Annotated in this window: 18 protein-coding genes; 10 read left to right on the top strand and 8 right to left on the bottom strand. The window is 58.7% G+C overall.

The window, feature by feature from the left end; translation table 11 throughout:
* Positions 1–138 precede the first annotated feature (138 nt).
* Genes A3466_RS20225 through A3466_RS20215 form a run of 3 tightly spaced genes read left to right on the top strand, consistent with a single transcriptional unit; the run spans position 139 to position 5,734 of the window.
* Positions 139–1,260, top strand: coding sequence for an efflux RND transporter periplasmic adaptor subunit (locus A3466_RS20225; protein WP_063452084.1), 1,122 nt, complete (start codon positions 139–141; stop codon positions 1,258–1,260).
* Entirely contained in the window at positions 1,260–4,370 is a 3,111-nt protein-coding gene (locus A3466_RS20220) for an efflux RND transporter permease subunit (protein ID WP_063452083.1), read from the top strand. The genes A3466_RS20225 and A3466_RS20220 overlap by 1 nt, the downstream gene beginning before the upstream one ends.
* Positions 4,370–5,734, top strand: coding sequence for an efflux transporter outer membrane subunit (locus A3466_RS20215; protein ID WP_063452082.1), 1,365 nt, complete (start codon positions 4,370–4,372; stop codon positions 5,732–5,734). The genes A3466_RS20220 and A3466_RS20215 overlap by 1 nt, the downstream gene beginning before the upstream one ends.
* Before the next feature lie 94 nt (positions 5,735–5,828).
* On the opposite strand, the gene A3466_RS20210 is transcribed toward A3466_RS20215, so the two are convergent.
* Complete coding sequence (locus A3466_RS20210; protein ID WP_063452081.1) at positions 5,829–6,779, bottom strand: LacI family DNA-binding transcriptional regulator; 951 nt, start codon at positions 6,777–6,779, stop codon at positions 5,829–5,831.
* 293 nt (positions 6,780–7,072) lie between these two features.
* On the opposite strand from A3466_RS20210, the gene A3466_RS20205 reads away from it, so the two are divergent.
* From A3466_RS20205 to A3466_RS20180, 6 genes are all read left to right on the top strand, one after another.
* Positions 7,073–7,387 (top strand): PTS sugar transporter subunit IIB, encoded by a 315-nt coding sequence (locus A3466_RS20205; protein ID WP_045336018.1) that lies wholly within the window; start codon positions 7,073–7,075, stop codon positions 7,385–7,387.
* 11 nt (positions 7,388–7,398) lie between these two features.
* Positions 7,399–8,727, top strand: a complete 1,329-nt coding sequence (locus A3466_RS20200) for a PTS cellobiose transporter subunit IIC (RefSeq protein WP_003861036.1) — start codon at positions 7,399–7,401, stop codon at positions 8,725–8,727.
* A 17-nt stretch (positions 8,728–8,744) separates the two neighbouring features.
* Positions 8,745–10,121 (top strand): glycoside hydrolase family 1 protein, encoded by a 1,377-nt coding sequence (locus A3466_RS20195; protein ID WP_063452080.1) that lies wholly within the window; start codon positions 8,745–8,747, stop codon positions 10,119–10,121.
* Between the two features lie 5 nt (positions 10,122–10,126).
* Positions 10,127–10,429, top strand: a complete 303-nt coding sequence (locus A3466_RS20190) for a PTS lactose/cellobiose transporter subunit IIA (RefSeq protein WP_014168006.1) — start codon at positions 10,127–10,129, stop codon at positions 10,427–10,429.
* A 136-nt stretch (positions 10,430–10,565) separates the two neighbouring features.
* A complete protein-coding gene (locus tag A3466_RS20185) occupies positions 10,566–11,945 on the top strand; it encodes a carbohydrate porin (RefSeq protein ID WP_063452079.1) in 1,380 nt (459 codons plus the stop codon).
* Between the two features lie 134 nt (positions 11,946–12,079).
* Entirely contained in the window at positions 12,080–12,985 is a 906-nt protein-coding gene (locus tag A3466_RS20180; RefSeq protein WP_063452078.1) for an EamA family transporter, read from the top strand.
* Between the two features lies 1 nt (position 12,986).
* Here A3466_RS20180 and A3466_RS20175 read toward each other — a convergent pair whose 3' ends face one another.
* The 5 genes from A3466_RS20175 to A3466_RS20155 form a co-directional block, all read right to left on the bottom strand.
* The gene (locus A3466_RS20175; RefSeq protein WP_041911701.1) at positions 12,987–13,253 is read right to left on the bottom strand and encodes a Txe/YoeB family addiction module toxin; all 267 of its coding nucleotides are present in this window, start codon (positions 13,251–13,253) and stop codon (positions 12,987–12,989) included.
* Positions 13,228–13,500, bottom strand: coding sequence for a type II toxin-antitoxin system Phd/YefM family antitoxin (locus tag A3466_RS20170; RefSeq protein ID WP_063452077.1), 273 nt, complete (start codon positions 13,498–13,500; stop codon positions 13,228–13,230). The genes A3466_RS20175 and A3466_RS20170 overlap by 26 nt, the downstream gene beginning before the upstream one ends.
* A gap of 56 nt (positions 13,501–13,556) precedes the next feature.
* A complete protein-coding gene (nepI, locus tag A3466_RS20165) occupies positions 13,557–14,747 on the bottom strand; it encodes a purine ribonucleoside efflux pump NepI (protein ID WP_063452076.1) in 1,191 nt (396 codons plus the stop codon).
* Between the two features lie 152 nt (positions 14,748–14,899).
* Positions 14,900–15,418 (bottom strand): SRPBCC domain-containing protein, encoded by a 519-nt coding sequence (locus tag A3466_RS20160; protein WP_063452075.1) that lies wholly within the window; start codon positions 15,416–15,418, stop codon positions 14,900–14,902.
* 97 nt (positions 15,419–15,515) lie between these two features.
* Entirely contained in the window at positions 15,516–15,968 is a 453-nt protein-coding gene (locus tag A3466_RS20155; protein ID WP_063452074.1) for a DUF1198 domain-containing protein, read from the bottom strand.
* A gap of 99 nt (positions 15,969–16,067) precedes the next feature.
* Between A3466_RS20155 and A3466_RS20150 the strand changes: the two genes are divergently transcribed.
* Positions 16,068–16,970: a LysR family transcriptional regulator gene (locus tag A3466_RS20150; protein WP_063452073.1), complete on the top strand. Its 903-nt coding sequence runs from the start codon at positions 16,068–16,070 to the stop codon at positions 16,968–16,970.
* Here A3466_RS20150 and A3466_RS20145 read toward each other — a convergent pair.
* The gene (locus A3466_RS20145; protein WP_063452072.1) at positions 16,958–17,962 is read right to left on the bottom strand and encodes an alpha/beta fold hydrolase; all 1,005 of its coding nucleotides are present in this window, start codon (positions 17,960–17,962) and stop codon (positions 16,958–16,960) included. The two genes, A3466_RS20150 and A3466_RS20145, sit on opposite strands and share 13 nt — an antisense overlap.
* Before the next feature lie 164 nt (positions 17,963–18,126).
* Positions 18,127–19,518: a hexose-6-phosphate:phosphate antiporter gene (uhpT, locus tag A3466_RS20140; protein ID WP_028014963.1), complete on the bottom strand. Its 1,392-nt coding sequence runs from the start codon at positions 19,516–19,518 to the stop codon at positions 18,127–18,129.
* Positions 19,519–19,551 lie beyond the last annotated feature (33 nt).

Genomic DNA, 19,551 nt, shown 5'->3' with positions numbered 1-19,551 from the left:
AATAATTAGCGGAAATAAGTAATTTCCTTTTTTTCATTTCTGGCTCTGCCAGAGATGCGGGATCGCTGTGCTTTTAATTAGTCCTCCTCCCTGTTAAGCGATTAACAGGGCAGGCTTCGCTCACCCTGGAAAAAGATTATGAAAACCATAACAACCTCCATCGCGGCATTACTCCTCCTGACAGGGTGCGATAATGCGCAAACATCTGCTCCCCAGCGTCCTCTTCCGGAAGTGGGGATTGTCACACTCATGAGCCAGCCGGTGTCCGTCGTCAGCGAGCTGACCGGTCGCACCACCGCCGCGATGAGCGCCGAAGTGCGCCCCCAGGTGGGCGGCATTATTCAGAAACGGCTCTTCATCGAAGGCGATACGGTCAAGGCCGGACAGGCGCTGTATCAGATCGATCCTTCCAGCTACCGCGCCGCGTACAATGAAGCTGCCGCTGCACTAAAACAAGCGCAGGCGCTGGTGCAGGCCGATTGCCAGAAAGCCCGGCGCTATGCGCAGCTGGTGAAAGACGACGGCGTATCACGACAGGATGCGGAAGACGCGGCATCGACCTGCGCGCAGGACAAGGCCAGCGTCGAGTCAAAGAAGGCCGCGCTGGAGAGTGCCCGCATTAACCTTAACTGGACCACCGTCACCGCGCCGATTGCCGGACGTATCGGTATCTCCTCTGTGACCCCCGGCGCGCTGGTCACCGCCCAGCAGGATACGGCGCTGGCCACCATTCGCGGGCTGGATAGCATGTACGTCGATTTAACGCGTTCCAGTGCCGATCTGCTACGATTGCGCAAGCAAACCCTCACCAGCAACAGCGATACGCTGAGCGTGTCGTTGATGCTTGAAGACGGCAGCACCTACAGCGAAAAAGGCCGCCTGGCGCTGACCGAAGTGGCGGTGGATGAGTCTACCGGCTCTGTCACCCTGCGCGCCGTCTTCCCGAACCCGCAGCATCAGCTTCTGCCGGGCATGTTCGTCCGCGCCAGAGTGGATGAGGGCATCATGAATGACGCGATCCTCGCGCCGCAGCAGGGCATCACCCGCGACGCAAAAGGTACCGCCACCGCGCTGGTGGTGAACGCCAGCAACAGGGTCGAACAGCGACAGCTGGAGACGGGCGAGACCTACGGCGACAAATGGCTTGTGCTGAGCGGCCTGAAGGCGGGCGATAAGCTGATAGTGGAAGGTACCGACAAAGTCACCGCCGGGCAGGAAGTGAAAGCTGAAGCGATGAAAGCCAGCGGAGGAAACGCCTGATGTTTTCCCGTTTCTTCGTGCGCCGCCCGGTCTTTGCCTGGGTTATTGCCATACTGATCATGCTCGCCGGGATGCTGGCGATCCGCACGCTGCCGGTGGCGCAGTATCCGGACGTCGCCCCGCCGTCGATTAAAATTTCCGCTACCTACACCGGTGCCTCCGCGCAAACACTGGAAAACAGCGTGACGCAGGTGATTGAGCAGCAGCTCACCGGGCTAGATAACCTGCTCTACTTCACCTCCACCAGCAGCTCGGACGGGTCGGTAAGCATTAACGTCACGTTTGAACAAGGTACCGATCCGGACACCGCTCAGGTACAGGTACAGAACAAAGTCCAGCAGGCGGAATCGCGCCTGCCGACCGAGGTGCAGCAGTCCGGGATCACCGTCGAAAAATCCCAGAGCAACTTCCTGCTGATCATGGGCGTGTATGACAAAACGGACACCGCCAGCAGCTCGGATATCGCAGACTGGCTGGTAAGTAATATGCAGGATCCGCTTGCACGCGTGGATGGCGTCGGTAGCCTACAGGTGTTCGGCGCGGAATACGCCATGCGCATCTGGCTCGACCCGGCGAAGCTGGCGTCGTACTCGCTGATGCCCTCCGACGTGCAGAGCGCGATTGAAGCGCAAAACGTGCAGGTCTCTGCCGGTAAAATCGGCGCGCTACCGTCGTCGAACGCCCAACAGCTGACCGCGACCGTTCGCGCTCAGTCGCGCCTGCAAACGGTCGACGAGTTCAAAAAGATCATCGTCAAGAGCCAGTCTAACGGCGCGGTGGTGCGCATCAGCGACGTTGCACGCGTGGAGATGGGCAGCGAAGATTACACCGCCACCGCGAAGCTGAACGGCCACCCGGCGGCGGGTATGGCGGTGATGCTCTCGCCGGGCGCGAACGCGCTTAACACCGCCACGGCGGTAAAAGACAAGATCGCCGAGTTCAAAAAGTCGATGCCGGAAGGCTACGACGTGGCCTACCCGAAAGACAGCACCGAGTTCATCAAGATCTCCGTTGAGGACGTGATACAGACCCTGTTCGAAGCCATTATCCTCGTGGTGGTGGTGATGTACCTGTTCCTGCAAAACATCCGCGCAACGCTGATCCCCGCGCTGGCGGTACCTGTGGTGCTGCTGGGCACCTTCGGCGTGCTGGCGCTGTTCGGTTACTCCATCAACACCCTGACGCTGTTTGCCATGGTGCTGGCGATAGGGCTTTTGGTGGATGACGCCATCGTGGTGGTGGAAAACGTCGAGCGTATTATGCGCGACGAAGGGTTGCCCGCCCGGGAAGCGACCGAAAAATCAATGGGCGAAATTTCCGGCGCGCTGATCGCCATTGCGCTGGTGCTCTCTGCGGTATTCCTGCCGATGGCCTTTTTCGGCGGCTCGACCGGGGTGATTTACCGTCAGTTCTCGGTCACCATTATTTCGGCGATGTTCCTTTCCGTGGTGGTGGCGTTGACCCTGACGCCCGCGCTGTGCGGCTCGATTCTGAACCACACGACGCCGCACAAGAAAGGTTTCTTCGGCGCGTTTAACCGCTTCTACAGCAGGACCGAGCACGGCTATCAGAACAAGGTCCTGCGCGCCCTGCGACGCTCCGGCGGCATGCTGGCGATCTACGCCCTGCTCTGTGGCGCGATGGGCTTCGCCATGCTGAAACTGCCGGGCAGCTTCCTGCCAACAGAAGACCAGGGAGAAATCATGGTGCAGTACACCCTGCCTGCCGGCGCAACCGCGGTGCGTACCGCCGAGGTTAGCCGCCAGGTGCGCGAGTGGTTCCTCACCAAAGAGAAAGCCAATACCGACGTCATCTTTACCATTGAGGGCTTTAGCTTCAGCGGCAGCGGCCAGAACGCCGGGATGGCGTTCGTCTCCCTGAAGAACTGGTCAGAGCGTAAAGGCGCGGAAAATACCGCGCAGGCCATTGCTCTGCGCGCCACGCAGGAGCTGAGCACCATTCGCGATGCGACCATCTTTGCGATGACGCCGCCGGCGGTGGACGGTCTGGGCCAGAGCAACGGCTTTACCTTTGAGCTGATGGCAAGCGGCGGCACAGACCGCGACGCGCTGCTGAAACTGCGTAACCAGCTGATTGGTGAAGCGAATCAGGACAGCTCGCTGCACGCCGTGCGCGCCAACGATCTGCCGCAGATGCCGCAGCTTCAGGTCGATATCGATAACAACAAAGCCGTGTCACTGGGGCTGTCCCTGAGCGACGTTACCGACACCCTCTCCAGCGCCTGGGGCGGCACCTACGTGAACGACTTCATCGATCGCGGCCGCGTGAAAAAGGTCTACATTCAGGGCGACAGCGACACCCGCGCGGTACCGTCGGACCTCAACAAATGGTATGTGCGCGGCAGCGACAGCACCATGACCCCCTTCTCCGCCTTCGCCACCACGCGCTGGGAGTATGGCCCGGAAAGCCTGGTGCGCTACAACGGCTCGGCGGCGTATGAAATTCAGGGTGAAAACGCCAGCGGCGCCAGCTCCGGTACGGCGATGAGCAAAATGGAGCAACTGGCGAACAGCCTGCCGTCCGGCAGCACCTGGGCGTGGAGCGGTTTGTCCTTGCAGGAAAAACTGGCGAGCGGCCAGGCGATGAGCCTGTATGCCCTTTCCATCCTCGTGGTGTTCCTGTGCCTGGCGGCGCTGTATGAGAGCTGGTCGGTGCCGATTTCGGTCATCCTTGTGATCCCGCTTGGGGTGCTGGGCGCGGCCATTGCCGCCTCTCTGCGCGGCCTGAACAACGACGTCTATTTCCAGGTGGCGCTGCTCACCACCATCGGTCTGTCGTCGAAGAACGCCATTCTGATTGTCGAATTTGCCGAAGCCAAAGTTGCCGAAGGCTACTCCCTGACGCGTGCCGCCCTGCGGGCCGCCCAGACGCGTCTGCGTCCGATCATCATGACCTCGCTGGCGTTCATCGCCGGCGTGACGCCGCTGGCCATCGCTACCGGCGCCGGGGCCAACAGCCGCGTGGCGATCGGTACCGGCATCATCGGCGGGACGCTGGCCGCGACGCTGCTGGCAATCTTCTTTGTTCCCTTATTCTTTGTACTGGTGAAACGTCTGTTCTCCGGTAAGCACGCAAACCGGAGGTCATAATGTTTCGTGTCACTGTTTTAGCGTTAGCCCTGCTGAGCGCAGGCTGTGTGTCGTTAGACCCAACCTACCAACGCCCGGACGCCCCCGTCCCGGCAACCTTACCCGGCGCGCACGGCGAGGCCAACGCCGTGGTGAGCCAGTGGCAGCAGGTGATGAACGATGCGCGGCTGAAAAGCGTGGTGACGATGGCGCTCAACAGCAACCGCGACGTGCAAAAAGCGATTGCGGATATCGACGCCGCTCGCGCCCAGTATGGCGAAACGCGTTCGTCCCTGTTCCCGACGGTGGATGCAGAACTGAGCCACACCCGCAGCCGCACGCTGGCGAGCGGCGTGGCGACGAGCGACGAAGCCCGCGGCGCGGTCTCCAGCTTCGAGCTGGATCTGTTTGGCCGCAATCAGAGCCTGTCCCGCGCCGCGCGTGAAACCTGGCTTGCCAGCGAATTCACTGCGCAGAACACGCGCCTGACGATGGTCAGCGAGCTGACCACGGCCTGGGTGACGCTGGCAGCGGATAACAGCAATCTGGCGCTGGCAAAATCCACTCTCGAGAGCGCCGCGAACTCGCTCAAGATCGTCAAACGTCAGCAGGAAGTGGGCGTGGCCGCCGCCACGGACGTCAGTGAGGCGATGGCGGTATACCAGCAGGCGCGCGCCAGCGTAGCGAGCTACCGGACGCTGGTCATGCAGGACAAAAACGCCCTTAATCTGCTGGCGGGCGATACGGTGCCCGAGAACCTGCTGCCCGGCACGCTGGAGAGCCTGAGCGATAACGCCATCACGCTGATCCCGGCGGGCGTCAGCTCCAGCGCGCTGCTGCGCCGCCCGGACATTCAGGAAGCGGAACATAATCTACTGAGCGCCAACGCCAATATCGGCGCAGCGCGCGCCAATTTCTTCCCGACCATTTCGCTGACCGCCAGCGCGGGGGTCGGCAGCGATTCGCTCTCATCCCTGTTCAGCCACGGCATGAAGGTCTGGTCGTTCGCGCCGTCCATCACCCTGCCGCTGTTCAGCGGGGGCAACAATATGGCGCAGCTGCGCTATGCGGAAGCGGAGAAAAAAGGGTTAATTGCGACCTACGAGAAAACCATCCAGAGCGCGTTTAAGGACGTGGCCGACGCGCTGGCGCGGCGCGAAACGCTGAGCGAGCAGCTCGATGCCCAGCGTGAATACGTGGCGGCGGAGCAAAAAACGCTGGATGTGGCGACGCGCAGCTACAGGGCCGGCGCGGGCGATTATCTGACGGTGCTTACCGCGCAGCGGTCGCTGTGGTCGGCGCAGGAATCGCTGATTGCCTTGCAGCAAACCGACCTGGAAAACCGCATCACACTGTGGCAATCGCTGGGCGGTGGGATTCAGTAACCTTCTGAATCGGAGAGTTTGATCGGGTCTGGTGCGCATCACGCTTCAGCATGCTTACCCGGCCTGTATATTTACCTGGCCGGGTATGTCGCTTTTAACGCTTGCGCACATCCGGAATAATTAAATCCCCACGCAGCACGTACGACCCCAGCATCTGCGTTTTTTCATTCAGCCAGGTCACGATGCGCGCCGCCATGGCGTCCATGGAATACTCAATAGCCGGGATCACGGGTATACCCGGCAGATGCAGCGAACCGGCCAGGCTAAAGACCATGATGTCTTCCGGTACCGATTTATTAAACGCCTGAAGCTGCGGGATCACCCGCTGGGCTTCCTGCTCGTCCGCCACCAGCAGCGCGTTGAAGTTCAGTGTGGACGCGTTGTTGAGTAATTCCTGAAGCGCAACGGACGACGAGGTCGCGTCCATAAACACGAGGTTGCGATTAAAGGGCAGGAAGTTTTTCTCCAGCGCGTGCTTGTAGCCCAGCAGCACCTGGTCGGCGAATCCGCTGCCGTGCGGGTGGATCAGGGCAATCTGGCGACGCCCCTGGCTGGTGAGGTAGTTACACGCCGTTTCAGCCGCGAACGCGTGATCGAACTGAATGCTGTTGGCGTTATCGGCCTCCATGCAGTCGACCAGAATCACGTTGTCCATGTCGACATCCAGCGGGAATCGCGCGCCAATCACCAGAATGTCATCACATAAACCGCAGGAGAGTTCTTCAAGGGCGTTCATCACTTCTGTTTTGGTGTGCGCGAAACGCAGCAGCAGGTGTTTCTGATGCTGGCTGAGGTGCTTTTCCAGCGCGTACAGGTAACCGGTGGTCTGGTTAATGTTCTCCTGCGCGCAAATCACCCCAATGCAGCCCGTCGACTGGCTGAGCAGCGACTGGGCAATCACGTTAGGACGATAGTTCAGCTCATCCACCGCTTTCAGCACAGCCTGACGGCTGGCTTCCTTAACGCCACGCGACCCGCTCAACACCCGTGATACCGTGGCTTTGGACACCCCGGCCAGACGTGATACATCGTTGATTGTAGACATCTTTCTCCCCTGTCAGACGCAACTGGCGCCTGTAATTTCCATCACCGCTACGGCTCACATTATAGCCAGAACGGAGTATATCCGTTTCCGTTTTCCATGGAAACCGATTTTCCGCTTCCACTCAAATTGATGTCAAAACAGCCAAATTATGTGACCCACATCCAGTTAATAAGCCCCATAAGCAGGGGATATTGATGGTTGTCACACTTCTGTCTTTTATGAATGGAAACCGGTTTCCGTATCATGTCCAATCATCCTCGCAATAACTTTTTACATTTTGAGGATGGTTGTCGATGTTCAAGATTATGCTGTGCTGCTCTGCCGGGATGTCCACCAGCCTGCTGGTCAGCAAAATGGTCGATGTTGCAAAAGAACGGGGCTTGCCCGTGAAGATAGATGCGTACGGCGTATCCGAATTCGATACGCAGTTTCCGCACTATCAGGTGGTACTTCTCGGACCGCAAGTGAAATACATGTTAAAGACGCTTTCAGACAAGGCAGCGACGCAAGGCATTCCGGTGCAGCCCATCGACATGATGGACTATGGCATGCAGCGTGGCGATAAAGTACTGGACTATGCTCTGTCGCTCATCGAAGCGGCACACTAAAAGGTGTTCACATGAGTTCGTTATATCAATCTATGGTCGCGGTCATTGAGCAATCAATTACCCCGCTGGCCGCGAAGCTGGGTCAGCAAAAGTATGTGATTGCCATCCGCGACGGCTTTACCGCCGCGCTGCCGTTCATGATCATCGGCTCATTTATGCTGGTGTTTATCTTCCCGCCGTTTTCGGCGGATACCACCAACAGCTTCGCCCGCGGCTGGCTGGACTTTTCCGAGACCTACCGCGAACAGCTGATGCTGCCGTTTAACCTCAGCATGGGGGTGATGACGTTCTTCATCTCGGTGGGGATTGGCGCGAGCCTGGGGCGTCAGTTTAACCTCGACCCGGTGATGTCCGGCCTGCTGGCCTTTATGGCTTTCCTGCTGGTCGCCGCGCCGTATGCCGACGGCAAAATCTCCACGCAGTACCTCTCTGGTCAGGGCATTTTCACCGCGCTGATTACTGCGATTTACTCTACCCGCGTCTATGCGTGGCTGAAGCAGAACAACGTCACCATCCGCCTGCCGAAGGAAGTGCCAACCGGCGTGGCGCGTTCGTTTGAGATCCTGATCCCGGTGATGGTGGTGATCGGGACGCTGCACCCGCTGAACCTGTTCATTGAAGCGCAGACCGGCATGATTATCCCGCAGGCGATCATGCACCTGCTGGAGCCGCTGGTCTCGGCGTCTGACTCCCTGCCCGCGATTCTGCTCTCCGTGCTGCTGTGCCAGATCTTCTGGTTCGCCGGTATCCACGGGTCACTGATTGTCACCGGCATCATGAACCCGTTCTGGATGGCGAACCTCTCGGCAAACCAGGCGGCACTGGCGGCGGGCGCAGCGCTGCCGCACGTTTATCTGCAAGGCTTCTGGGACCATTACCTGCTGATTGGTGGCGTAGGCTCAACCCTACCGCTGGCGTTCCTGCTGCTGCGCAGCCGCGTTACGCACCTGCGAACCATCGGCAAAATGGGTGTTGTGCCAAGCTTCTTTAACATCAACGAACCGATTCTGTTCGGCGCGCCGATCATCATGAACCCGATGCTGTTTATCCCGTTTGTGTTTGTTCCGCTGGTCAACGCCTGCCTGGCGTACGGCGCGACGAAGCTCGGCTGGCTGGCGCAGGTGGTGTCGTTAACCCCGTGGACCACGCCCGCACCGATTGGCGCCTCGTGGGCGGCGAACTGGGCGCTCAGCCCGGTGGTGATGTGCCTCGTCTGCATGGTGATGTCGGCGCTGATGTACCTGCCGTTCCTGCGCGCCTACGAGCGTACGCTCATCAAAAACGAAGAGCAGAAAGCGCAGGCTGCAACCGTGGGTGCCGCTGAAGCCACAAGCAATTAAGTCAAAGAGGAAGAGTCATGAAATACGCATTTCCCGATAACTTCTGGTGGGGCAGCGCCAGCTCTGCTCTCCAGACCGAAGGGGCAAGAGAGGGGGAAACCACGTGGGATTACTGGTTTGCCCGCGAGCCGAACCGTTTTCACAACGGCGTGGGGCCGCAGCAGACCTCCACGTTTTATCAGCACTGGAAAACGGATATTCAGCTGTTAAAGCAGCTGAACCACAACAGCTTTCGCACCTCGATTAGCTGGGCGCGCCTGATCCCCGACGGTATCGGTGAAGTGAACCCGGAAGCGGTCGATTTTTACAACCAGGTCATTGATGAGCTGAATGAACAGGGCATCACGCCGTTTATGACCCTGTTCCATTTCGACATGCCGATGGCGATGCAGGAGATCGGCGGCTGGGAAAACCGCGACGTGGTGGACGCTTACGCCCGCTATGCCCAGATTTGCTTTGAGCTGTTTGGCGATCGCGTGCTGCACTGGTTTACCTTCAACGAGCCGATTGTGCCGGTTGAGGGCGGTTATCTGTACGACTTCCACTACCCGAACGTGGTGGATTTTCGTCGGGCGGCCACCGTGGCGTATCACACCGTATTGGCCCACGCGAAGGCGGTTCAGGCTTACCGCGCCGGGCATTACGCGGGGGAGATCGGCATCGTGCTGAACCTGACGCCGTCCTACCCGCGCTCGCAGAACCCGGCGGACGTGAAGGCCGCGCACATCGCAGACCTGATGTTCAACCGCAGCTTCCTTGACCCGGTATTGCGCGGGGAATATCCGGCGGACCTGGTGGCGCTGCTGAAGGCGTACGACCAGCTGCCTGCCTGCAAGCCGGAAGACAGCGCGCTGATTGCGGAAGGAAAAATCGACCTGCTTGGCGTGAACTACTATCAGCCGCGCCGCGTGAAGTGTCGCGACAGCGCGGTGAACCCGCAGGCGCCGTTTATGCCGGAGTGGTTCTTTGATAACTACGAGATGCCGGGCCGCAAGATGAACCCGTACCGCGGCTGGGAAATCTACGCGCCGGGTATTTACGATATTCTGATCAACCTGCGCGACAATTACGGTAACCCTCGCTGCTTTATTTCGGAAAACGGCATGGGCGTCGAAAATGAACAGCGCTTTATTGAAAATGGTCAGGTTAACGATCAATACCGCATCGAGTTTATTTCAGAACATTTAACGTGGCTGCACAAAGGGATTAGCGAAGGGTGCAATTGCCTTGGCTACCATATGTGGACGTTTATTGATAACTGGTCGTGGTGTAATGCGTATAAAAACCGCTACGGTTTTATTCAGCTCGATTTAGAGACTCAACAGCGCACCATGAAGAAAAGCGGCGAGTGGTTTGCCGACACCGCTTTACATAATAGCTTTGATAAAGAGTAATAATGATGATCGCACTAGAAGAAGCCGTAATGGAAATTATCGTCAACGCAGGTCAGTCCCGCAGCCTGTGCTTTGAAGCGCTGCACGCGGCGCGTCAGGGCAACCTTGACGAAGCCAAAAGCCTGCTGCGCGAAGCCGACGGCTACGCGCGCCAGGCGCACAAGATGCAGACCAAACTGATCGAGCAGGATGCGGGCGAAGCCCGCCAGCCAATGACGTTAATTATGGTGCACGCGCAAGATCATTTAATGAATTCCTTATTAGCGCGTGAATTGTCTGAAGAAATTATTCATTTATATCAGAGATAGTCTATGACGAATTAATTACTGGAATACTTCTGTACCCTAAATAGAGATCCACTTGTTCTGATGATAGCGACATATTCTGTCAGATCGGAGCGGGATGGTTATTGTCTGAATAAAATTAAACTATATTGAGATAACCATGAATACGATTAAAAAACTTCCATTAACCATGGCGGTTATCGCCGCGCTTTGCCCAATTTCCGTCCTCGCACAAGAATTTACCCAGGAGCAAATCGACGCCATTGTGGCGAAAGCGGTGGATAAGGCCCTGGCCGAGCGTCAGGCCAAAATGGATGCGGCGGTCGCGAAAAAAGCGGACGTCATCACCGAGCCGCAGAGCGCGGCGCAGTCTCCGGATATGGCGATCCCGTTCGGGGTGAAATTTACCGGCTACGCCCGCTACGGCGCGCACTTCCAGGCCGCCGATCAGAAATACGTGGCGGTGGACGGCTCCTACAACGGCGCGTCCGCGATTGGTCGTCTGGGTAACGAAGGCAACGGCGGCGAATTCCAGCTCTCCAAGGCCTTCAAAGGGGACAACGGCGCCATCTGGGACATCAACGTGATGATCGACCACTGGGGCGACGAGGTTAACCTGAAGAAAGCCTACGCGGGCGTGACCAACATTATGGCCTCCAACCCGAACGCCTACTTCTGGGCCGGTCGTGACTTCCACCAGCGTCCGCAGCAGGGCATTAACGATTACTTCTGGATGAACCACGACGGCCAGGGCGCCGGGGTCAAGAACTTCGACATCGGCGGCGTGCAGTTTGACGTGGCTGCCGTGGCGGCGGTCGAATCCTGTAGCCCGGAGGTGATGGAAGACGAAGCGAACCCGTCGCGCATCACCTGTACCGGCGGTTCCGGCACGGGCGACAAGGGCAACTACGCCGCCACCTCCAAAATTCACGGCATGAAGCTCGGCCCCATCGACCTGGAGCTGTACGCCAACTACGGCTTTGATTCGAAAGCGATTGAAAGCGACGAGCGCCTGAACGCCTGGCAGGGCGGCGTGGTGCTGAGCCACACCAACGACAGCGGCGTGAACAAGGTGATAGCCCGCTACTCCGATAACGCAGACAACAGCGTGTTCAACAAAACCGAAGATCTGACCACGGTCTACGCCAGCTTCGAAGGGCTGTATAAATTCACCCAGGCCACGCAGGTAGAGTACATCCTCGCCTTCCACGACTATGACAACAGCCGCGATGACGCCGACAACCGCAAGAACTACAACGCCATCGTGCGTCCGATGCACTGGTGGAACGACGTTCACTCCACCTGGCTGGAAGCGGGCTGGCAGCATGTTGACTACGACAACGGCGGCGACAACAAGGGCTGGAAGCTGACCCTGTCGCAGAACATGTCTATCGCCATGGGGCCGGAGTTCCGTCCGATGCTGCGCTTCTACGTGACCGGCGGCAAGGTGGATAATGAACGCACCGCGCGCGTAAACAACACCAAAGACGAGACGCTCGACGACTTCAACGTCGGCGCGATGTGGGAGGCGTGGTTCTAATACAGTGCCGTTTGTTTCGCCCGGCGGCGCTGCGCTTGCACGGGCCTACAAGGTTTTGTAGGCCGGGTAAGCGTAGCGCCACCCGGCAAGATCCCATGTTATGCTACAAAAAAACCAACATAACAGGGGAAAACATGGGTTCCACACGCAAAGGGATGCTGAACGTCCTGATCGCCGCCGTTTTATGGGGCAGTTCCGGCGTTTGTGCGCAGTACATCATGGAGAAAAGCCACATTTCTTCGCCTTACCTGACCATGGTTCGCCTGCTGTTTACCGGCGTGATCCTGCTGACGCTCTCCTTCGTTCACGGCGACAAAATTTTCTCAGTCATCAAAAACCGCAAGGACGCCCTCAGCCTGCTGTTTTTCTCGCTGGTTGGCGCGCTTACCGTGCAGCTTACCTTCCTGCTGACGATTGAAAAATCCAACGCCGCTACGGCGACCGTGCTCCAGTTCCTGTCGCCGACCATTATCGTGGCGTGGTTCGCCCTGGCGCGGAAAACGCGTCCCGGCGTGTTTGTCCTGTCCGCGATTTTCACGTCGCTTGTGGGTACCTTCCTGCTGGTGACCCACGGCGACCCGACCTCGCTCTCCATCTCGCCTGCCGCGCTGTTCTTCGGCATCGCCTCGGCGTTTGCCGCCGCGTTTTACACCACCTATCCGTCGACGCTGATCGCCCGCTACGGCACGCTGCCGATTGTCGGCTGGAGCATGTTGATTGCCGGGTTAATGCTGACGCCGTTCTACGCCGGACGCGGAACAACCTTCGCCATCGACGGCGGCCTGCTGCTGGCGTTTTTCTACCTGGTGGTGATTGGCACGGCGCTGACGTTCAGCCTGTATCTAAAGGGCGCGCAGATGATCGGCGGGCCGAAGGCGAGCATTCTGAGCTGCGCCGAGCCGCTGAGCAGCGCGCTGCTGTCGGTGGTGTTGCTGGGCGTGGCGTTTACGCTGCCGGACTGGCTGGGGACGCTGCTGATTGTGTCGTCGGTGGTGCTGATTTCGATGGATTCGAGAAGACGGGTGAAGGCATCGGCATGATCTACGAATAATAGTGATAGCGGCACATTAAAATAGTGAGAGCGCTATCCGACACCCCGTAAACCAGACGGTCAGTATCATTGATTCGGCGAGACCAGTATCCGGAAAGATTACCCTTAAGCGGTTCCGGCTTACCCAGGCCATCGAAAGGTTGACGCTTCGCATCTTCAATCAATTTATTGATTCTGCGAAGCGTTTTCTTATCCTGTTCCTGCCACCAAAGGTAATCATCCCAGCCATTATCAGTCCAAATCAGTAGCCTGGTCATCTATCAAATCCCTCTGCATGGTTTTTCCGGTGTTGACCTGTGCGATTGACTCCATCAGTCGACTGGCATTGGCAGGCGAACTCATCAGATGGATGGTTTCCATCATCGAGTTGTAGTGCTGTAAAGACATCACCACCACATCCCCCCCGTTTCGGCGGCTGATGATGGTGGTCTCCACGTTGTCATTCACGTCGTCCAACACATCTTTGAGTCGGCTTCGTGCTTCGGTAAACGTCACAACCTGCATATTTCCTCCTGTACAAGTTACGGTACAAGTATATCGATAGGGTGACTATTAATCAATCAGCGCGCCTTAACCTTCCCCGCCACCAGCAGCGCGGTCAGCAGCATCAGCGTGCCGGAGATCACCAGCGGTGACGTCAGCCCCAGATGGTCGAGCGCCACGCCGCCCACCGCCGCGCCGCAGGTGTTCGCCAGCTGGATCACCGCCACCTGAATCGACCCGGCTTTTTCCGCCTGATCGGCAAGCGAGCGGGTGATCCACGTTGACCAGCCCACCGGCACCAGCGCAAACGCGAAGCCCCAGACAATCGCAATCGCCGACGCGACCCACTTGTCGCTGCCCCACAGCACCAGCACCGCAGCGCTGATCGCCAGCACCAGCGGCGCACCCGCCAGCGCCACCTTCAGGGAGCGCTTCAGGAATTGGGACGACAGCGAGGTGCCGACGAAGCTGGCGATACCAAAGCTCAGCAGCACCAGCGTCAGGCCGTCCACGTCAAAGCCCGCCATGGTCATATAGACCGGGCGAATATAGGTGAAGAAGGCAAACTGCCCGGCAAAAGCCATGAAGATGGCGGTCATCCCCGCCAGCACGCCCGGACGCTTGAGCAGCGCGAACATGTTCTGTTTGTGGTGCGCCGCTTCGCCCGGCAGGGACGGCAGCGCTTTCCACACCCAGATAATGCACAGCACGCCCATCACCGCCGCCGCGTTGAACACGTTACGCCAGCCGATAATCCCGCCGAGGAAGCTGCCCAGCGGCGCGGCGATCACCAGCGCGATGGAGACCGCGCCGAAGATAACGGACAGCGCTTTTGGCACGGTGCGCGCGGGCACCAGGCGCATGGTCAGCGAGGCCGACATCGCCCAGAAGCCGCCTAGTCCCAGCCCCAGGCAGGCGCGACCCAGCAGCAGCAGGGTGAAGCTTTCAGCGAAAGAGACCAGCAGGCAGGAGAGCGTCAGCAGCACGCTGAACAGGATGACCACTTTACGACGGTCAATGGTGCCAATCGCCTGGGTGATAAACAGGCTGGCGAACATCGCCACAAAGGCGGTGACGGTAACGGATTGCCCCGCCACGCCTTCGGAAATGCCCAGATCCTGCGCCATCGGCGTCAGCAGGCTGACCGGCAGAAACTCAACGGTGATCAGGCAGGCGACGCAGAACGCCACGGAGAAAACCGCCGACCAGTTGGGGCGTGAAACCTCGTTGGTCTGCGGTCTGGTCGAGGGCTGGATATGTTCTGTCATGGCATCACCTGAAGATAAAAACGTGCGGAAAAGTCGCGCAGTTTATCATCAAAAGTGTGACGGATTTAACGATTTGACAACTTTTGCCGTTTTTTAATGCCGGACGGCGCTGCGCTTGCGCCGGCCTACTGGCTTATAGGCCGGTAGCAAAATTACCCGCGAGCCCTAAGGGCAGCATTTGCCAGCCCGATGATCCACTCCTGGTGCCCGTTAATCATCGGGTTCGGCACGGTGCGTGCAAGCTCCTGTGCAGGCAAGCCTTTCTGCGATTCCTGCGTCAGAATGCGCACGCGGTTTCCCGGAAGATCTTCAAACAGCCAGGCGTGGATCACGTCCAGACGTGCGTTCGCATCCCCTTCCACCCAGCCGTGCCACGCAATGCGCGCAGCTTCGCCGTCCGCCGGCGGAACATACTCCGTCACCTGCGCTTCAACCGGGAAGCCGAAGGTGGTGAAGCGAAAGCGGGCGTTAGCGCTCAGCGCCGGGCCACTGCCGTCGTGAAAACGAATGTCTTCGGCATTGCTGTAGTAGCCCGGCCAGAGGGAGGTGTCGTTGAGCTGCGCCCAGACTGCTTTCGCGCTCAGCCCGGCAACGATAATTTCGTTAGATGCAAAGTTATCGGTGGTACCCGGCAGGTAGTCGTTCGGCCAGATAATGGCGGATTGTTTCATGGTTCACCTCATCAGTTAGTTGATGAGATGATGGTGCTCCCGCGAGTGGTATAAATCTAATGACGATGCTTTATACTCTTCATCACGATTCGTGATATCAGTGCAGATAAAATACACCTTCTTCCGGCAGAAATAGCTGGTTGTAGCGCAGCTGGAAGGCGTTAAGCTCCTGCGGATCGGGCTCTATTTCGCGCATAAAGCCGAGCGCGAGGCGGATTTGCGCATCGGTAATCGGTGCGGCCAGGCGGGCTTTACGCAGCATACGGTGCCAGGTATGAAGATTCTCTTCGCTGCCATCGACGATGCAGACCTGCCAGATCAGTAGCACCTGCGCGGCATTTTGCAGATGCGCCTCGTCGGGGCGTTCAAGGTAGCGGATAAACTCATTGCCCGGCGTTTTACCGAACTGGTCAATCATCGACTCGACCGGCATCGGGGTGATCCCCAGCCGCTCGCTTAAACGTTTGATGGCGCGGCGGGAGTCTGAGGTCAGGACACGAAATCCAACCACAAACACCACGGCAAGCGTTGCCAGCATTATCCAGACCATGCGTTCTCCTTAGACTAGCCGCTCATCATAGCGGGAAACGCAGCGCGTCGACAGCGGGCAGCACCATAATAGTGAACGGAAAAGAGGTGGAAAAACGTCATGAAAGCGGATCTGCGCACGCTGGATCTTAACCTGCTGAAAACGCTGGATGCCCTGCTGGACGAGCGCAGCGTCACCCGCGCGGCGGGGCGTCTTGCCCTGACCCAGCCTGCGGTGAGCGGCATGCTCAACCGCCTGCGGGATTACTTTGACGATCCGCTGTTTATTCGTGCGCCGCACGGGATGGTGCCAACCATGCGCGCCGAAGCGTTAGCCGCTCCGGTAAAGCGCATTCTCGCTGATATCGACATGCTGCTTCAGCCCGTGGCGTTTGACCCTATCACCGCAGCGCTCACCTTCACCCTCGCCGCGACTGACTACGCCCTGCGTGCGGTCGTCGTACCCTTTATCGCCGCCCTTAAGGTGCAGGCTCCCTCTGTCCGCGTGCGAGTCGTGCCCGTGGAACCGGGTCGCCTGGTCAGCCAGCTTGAACAGGGCAGCGTTGACGTGGCGCTGATCACTCCGCACACCACGCCAGATGAGCTTCACAGCCGTGCGCTTTATGATGAACGGTATGTTTGCATGATGCGTGCCGACCATCCGGATGCCGGAAAACCTGTCACGTTAGACCGTTTTTGCGCCCTGGAGCATGTACTCGTCTCTTACGAGGGCGATAGTTTTCGTGGCGTAACGGATAGCGCGCTGGAGAAAATTGGCCGCATGCGGCACGTGGGATTATCGGTGAGCAACTTTTTGGTGCTGCCGGACGTGCTGGCCCTCAGCAATATGATTGCCGTCGTGCCGTCACGCATCGCGGAAAACCAGACGGGGATGTTTGTCTGCGAGACACCGATTCCCGTACCCGGCTTTACCAAAAGCATGGCCTGGCACGGCAGAACGCATCGCAATCCCGCGCAGGCGTGGCTGCGCGGGCTGTTGCTGGAAACCAGTCAGCGCGCCTGAAGCCCTTTCAGCAGCGCCTCGTGGAAGCGCTCAGGATCCTGCATCTGCGGCGCGTGGCCCATGTCGTTAAACTCCACCAGCGTCGCGTGCGGGATGCGCTTCGCCGTCTCTTTGCCCAGCACCGCATAGTTGCCGAGCGTCTTGCGGACCTCCGGCGGGGCGAGGTCTTTCCCGATGGCGGTGTTGTCCTTCGTGCCGATCATCAATAATACCGGCATCTTCAGGTCGCTAAATTCATAGATGACCGGCTGGGTGTAGATCATGTCGTAGAGCAGCGCCGAGTTCCACGCCACGCGCGCTTTGCCCGGCCCGTTGTTAAGCCCGGCAAGCATCGTGACCCAGCGTTCGTATTCCGGCTTCCACTCCCCGGCGTAGTAGGTATTTTTCTCGTACTGACGAATGCCGTCGGCGCTGACCTTCAGCTCGCGCTGGTACCACTGGTCAACCGTGATATGCGGCACGCCGCGGGCTTTCCAGTCTTCCAGGCCAATCGGGTTCACCATCACCAGCTGCTCCACCTGCTGCGGCCACATTAGCGCGTAGCGGGTTGCCAGCATGCCGCCGGTCGAATGGCCGATAACCGTCGCGCGATCGACGCCAAGCGATGTGAGCAGCGCGTGGGTGTTGTCCGCCAGCTGCTGGAAGGTGTACTGATAATGCGCCGGCTTGGTGGATTTACAGAAACCAATCTGGTCGGGTGCGATCACGCGATACCCGCTGGCCGACAGCGCGCGGATTGTGCCGTCCCAGGTGCCGGCGCAGAAGTTTTTGCCGTGCATCAGCACCACGGTACGTCCGTTGGGTTTTTCCGGCTTCACGTCCAGGTAAGCCATATCCAGAGGCTGGTTTTGCGAGGTAAAGGTAAAGTGTTTTACCGGCCAGCCGTAGTCGAAACCTTCCAGCTTCTCGCCGTAGGTGGGGGCATCCGCGGCCATTGCGGGGGACGCCAGCGCCATCAGCAGCGCCAGGCAGGACAATCGTCGGGTTAACATGCAAGCTCTCCGTTAGCAAAAGGGGCTAAGGCTGCACGAAAGGCGGCAGCAAAAAACACTGTAGAGCATGGAGAGGTGCGAGTGTGTAAAGCGGGGTAAAGGTAGGACGCGCAAATAAAAAAAAGCCCGGCATCACACACCGGGCAAAGAAGTTACCTGCACACTCAGGCCGCTTTTAATTTCTGCGCGCGGTTCTCGCGGCGAATTTTACGTTCTTCCAGCACCGCGACCATCGCCATCAGGACGATACAGCCAATCGCTGCCGCATCCAGCGCCGCGAAGGTGCCCGCCCAGCCGGTGAGGCCGAAAATCGGCGTGCCGTCGGCGATCATCCCCAGGCCCAGCTTGGCGAAGCTGTCGCCGATCAGGTAGGCGAAGGTGCCTTTAATCCCATCGGCGGCGCCGATCGCTTTTTTCGGCACGAACCCTACGGCCGCCACGCCAATCAGCAGCTGCGGGCCAAACACCAGGAAGCCGAGCGCAAACAGGGACGCCAGATAAACGTACTGGTTGCTGGCGTGCTGGTAGATGCCGAGGGTGGCGATGATCAGCGCCAGCGCGACGCAGGCCACCAGCGCACGGCGGCCATTGGCGAGATCCGAGAGCCAGCCCCACAGCAGCGTGCCGACCAGCGCGCCCACTTCGAACAGGGTGAATCCCTGAATCGCCACCTCTTTAGAGAGCTTCAGCTCCTGGAAGGCATACACCGTTGACCACTGGTCGATGCCGATGCGCACCACGTACAGGAAGATGTTTGAGAAGCACAGCAGCCAGATCACTTTGTTTTTCAGCACGTACTCAACAAAGATCTGCCATTTAGACATCTCGTTCTCTTCGGTCTCTTTGTCCTCTTCGCTGATCTCTTCCCCGAACAGCTCTTCGGCTTTGCCGAGGCCGTAGGATTCCGGGGAGTCGCTGCCGAAGCGCAGGCCGATAAAGCCGACGATCAGGGCGATAATCGACGGGAAGATAAACATGCCGATCACGTGGCCGTCGAACAAATAGTTCGCGCCAAACAGCGCCACGCCTGCCGCACCCGCCCCGCCGAGGTTGTGGGAGATGTTCCACATGCCGAGGTACGAACCCCGCTTGCGGCGCGGCGTCCATTTGGTGATGGTGGAGTAGCTGCACGACCCGCCGGTGCTCTGGAAGAAACCGCTCAGGGCGTAGAAGGCGATCATCAGGAACAGGCTGACGGAGCCCGCGCCCATGCTGGCGCTGAAGCCGAGCATACAGATGGCGGAGAGGATCAGCATAAACGGCAGGAACTGCTTGGTGTTTTTACCGTCCGCGTAGTAGGACACCACCGTTTTCCCCACCCCGTAGGTGATGGAGAAGCCCAGGCCAATCATCCCCAGCTGCGTCATGCTCAGCCCGTAGGTAGAGATCATGTCGTTCTGCGCGATGTTAAAGTTTTTGCGGATCAGGTACATGGTCAGGTAGCCGATGAAGACCACCAGATAAGACTGCATGAACGGTTTGAACCACATCTTGCGCCGCACGTCGAGCGGCAGATCCAGGGTCGGCTTACGCACCTGGTTTAAGAAGGCCAGCATGGTTGGTTTACTCCTGAGCTGATTTTTGCAGCA

The organism is Enterobacter genomosp. S, from assembly GCF_001631805.1.
GTDB classification, from domain to species: Bacteria; Pseudomonadota; Gammaproteobacteria; order Enterobacterales; family Enterobacteriaceae; genus Enterobacter; species Enterobacter quasihormaechei.
This window is presented reverse-complemented; position numbering and strand designations above follow the sequence as displayed.

Excerpts from the sequence above, each read along its gene's own strand:
- A3466_RS20195 (WP_063452080.1), top strand. The coding sequence starts at position 8,745 with ATGAAATACGCATTTCCCGATAACTTCTGGTGGGGCAGCGCCAGCTCT.
- uhpT (WP_028014963.1), bottom strand. The coding sequence starts at position 19,518 with ATGCTGGCCTTCTTAAACCAGGTGCGTAAGCCGACCCTGGATCTGCCG.
- A3466_RS20160 (WP_063452075.1), bottom strand. The coding sequence starts at position 15,418 with ATGAAACAATCCGCCATTATCTGGCCGAACGACTACCTGCCGGGTACC.
- A3466_RS20150 (WP_063452073.1), top strand. The coding sequence starts at position 16,068 with ATGAAAGCGGATCTGCGCACGCTGGATCTTAACCTGCTGAAAACGCTG.
- A3466_RS20220 (WP_063452083.1), top strand. The coding sequence starts at position 1,260 with ATGTTTTCCCGTTTCTTCGTGCGCCGCCCGGTCTTTGCCTGGGTTATT.
- A3466_RS20215 (WP_063452082.1), top strand. The coding sequence starts at position 4,370 with ATGTTTCGTGTCACTGTTTTAGCGTTAGCCCTGCTGAGCGCAGGCTGT.
- A3466_RS20155 (WP_063452074.1), bottom strand. The coding sequence starts at position 15,968 with ATGGTCTGGATAATGCTGGCAACGCTTGCCGTGGTGTTTGTGGTTGGA.
- nepI (WP_063452076.1), bottom strand. The coding sequence starts at position 14,747 with ATGACAGAACATATCCAGCCCTCGACCAGACCGCAGACCAACGAGGTT.
- A3466_RS20190 (WP_014168006.1), top strand. The coding sequence starts at position 10,127 with ATGATCGCACTAGAAGAAGCCGTAATGGAAATTATCGTCAACGCAGGT.
- A3466_RS20180 (WP_063452078.1), top strand. The coding sequence starts at position 12,080 with ATGGGTTCCACACGCAAAGGGATGCTGAACGTCCTGATCGCCGCCGTT.
- A3466_RS20210 (WP_063452081.1), bottom strand. The coding sequence starts at position 6,779 with ATGTCTACAATCAACGATGTATCACGTCTGGCCGGGGTGTCCAAAGCC.
- A3466_RS20200 (WP_003861036.1), top strand. The coding sequence starts at position 7,399 with ATGAGTTCGTTATATCAATCTATGGTCGCGGTCATTGAGCAATCAATT.
- A3466_RS20170 (WP_063452077.1), bottom strand. The coding sequence starts at position 13,500 with ATGCAGGTTGTGACGTTTACCGAAGCACGAAGCCGACTCAAAGATGTG.
- A3466_RS20225 (WP_063452084.1), top strand. The coding sequence starts at position 139 with ATGAAAACCATAACAACCTCCATCGCGGCATTACTCCTCCTGACAGGG.
- A3466_RS20185 (WP_063452079.1), top strand. The coding sequence starts at position 10,566 with ATGAATACGATTAAAAAACTTCCATTAACCATGGCGGTTATCGCCGCG.
- A3466_RS20175 (WP_041911701.1), bottom strand. The coding sequence starts at position 13,253 with ATGACCAGGCTACTGATTTGGACTGATAATGGCTGGGATGATTACCTT.
- A3466_RS20205 (WP_045336018.1), top strand. The coding sequence starts at position 7,073 with ATGTTCAAGATTATGCTGTGCTGCTCTGCCGGGATGTCCACCAGCCTG.
- A3466_RS20145 (WP_063452072.1), bottom strand. The coding sequence starts at position 17,962 with ATGTTAACCCGACGATTGTCCTGCCTGGCGCTGCTGATGGCGCTGGCG.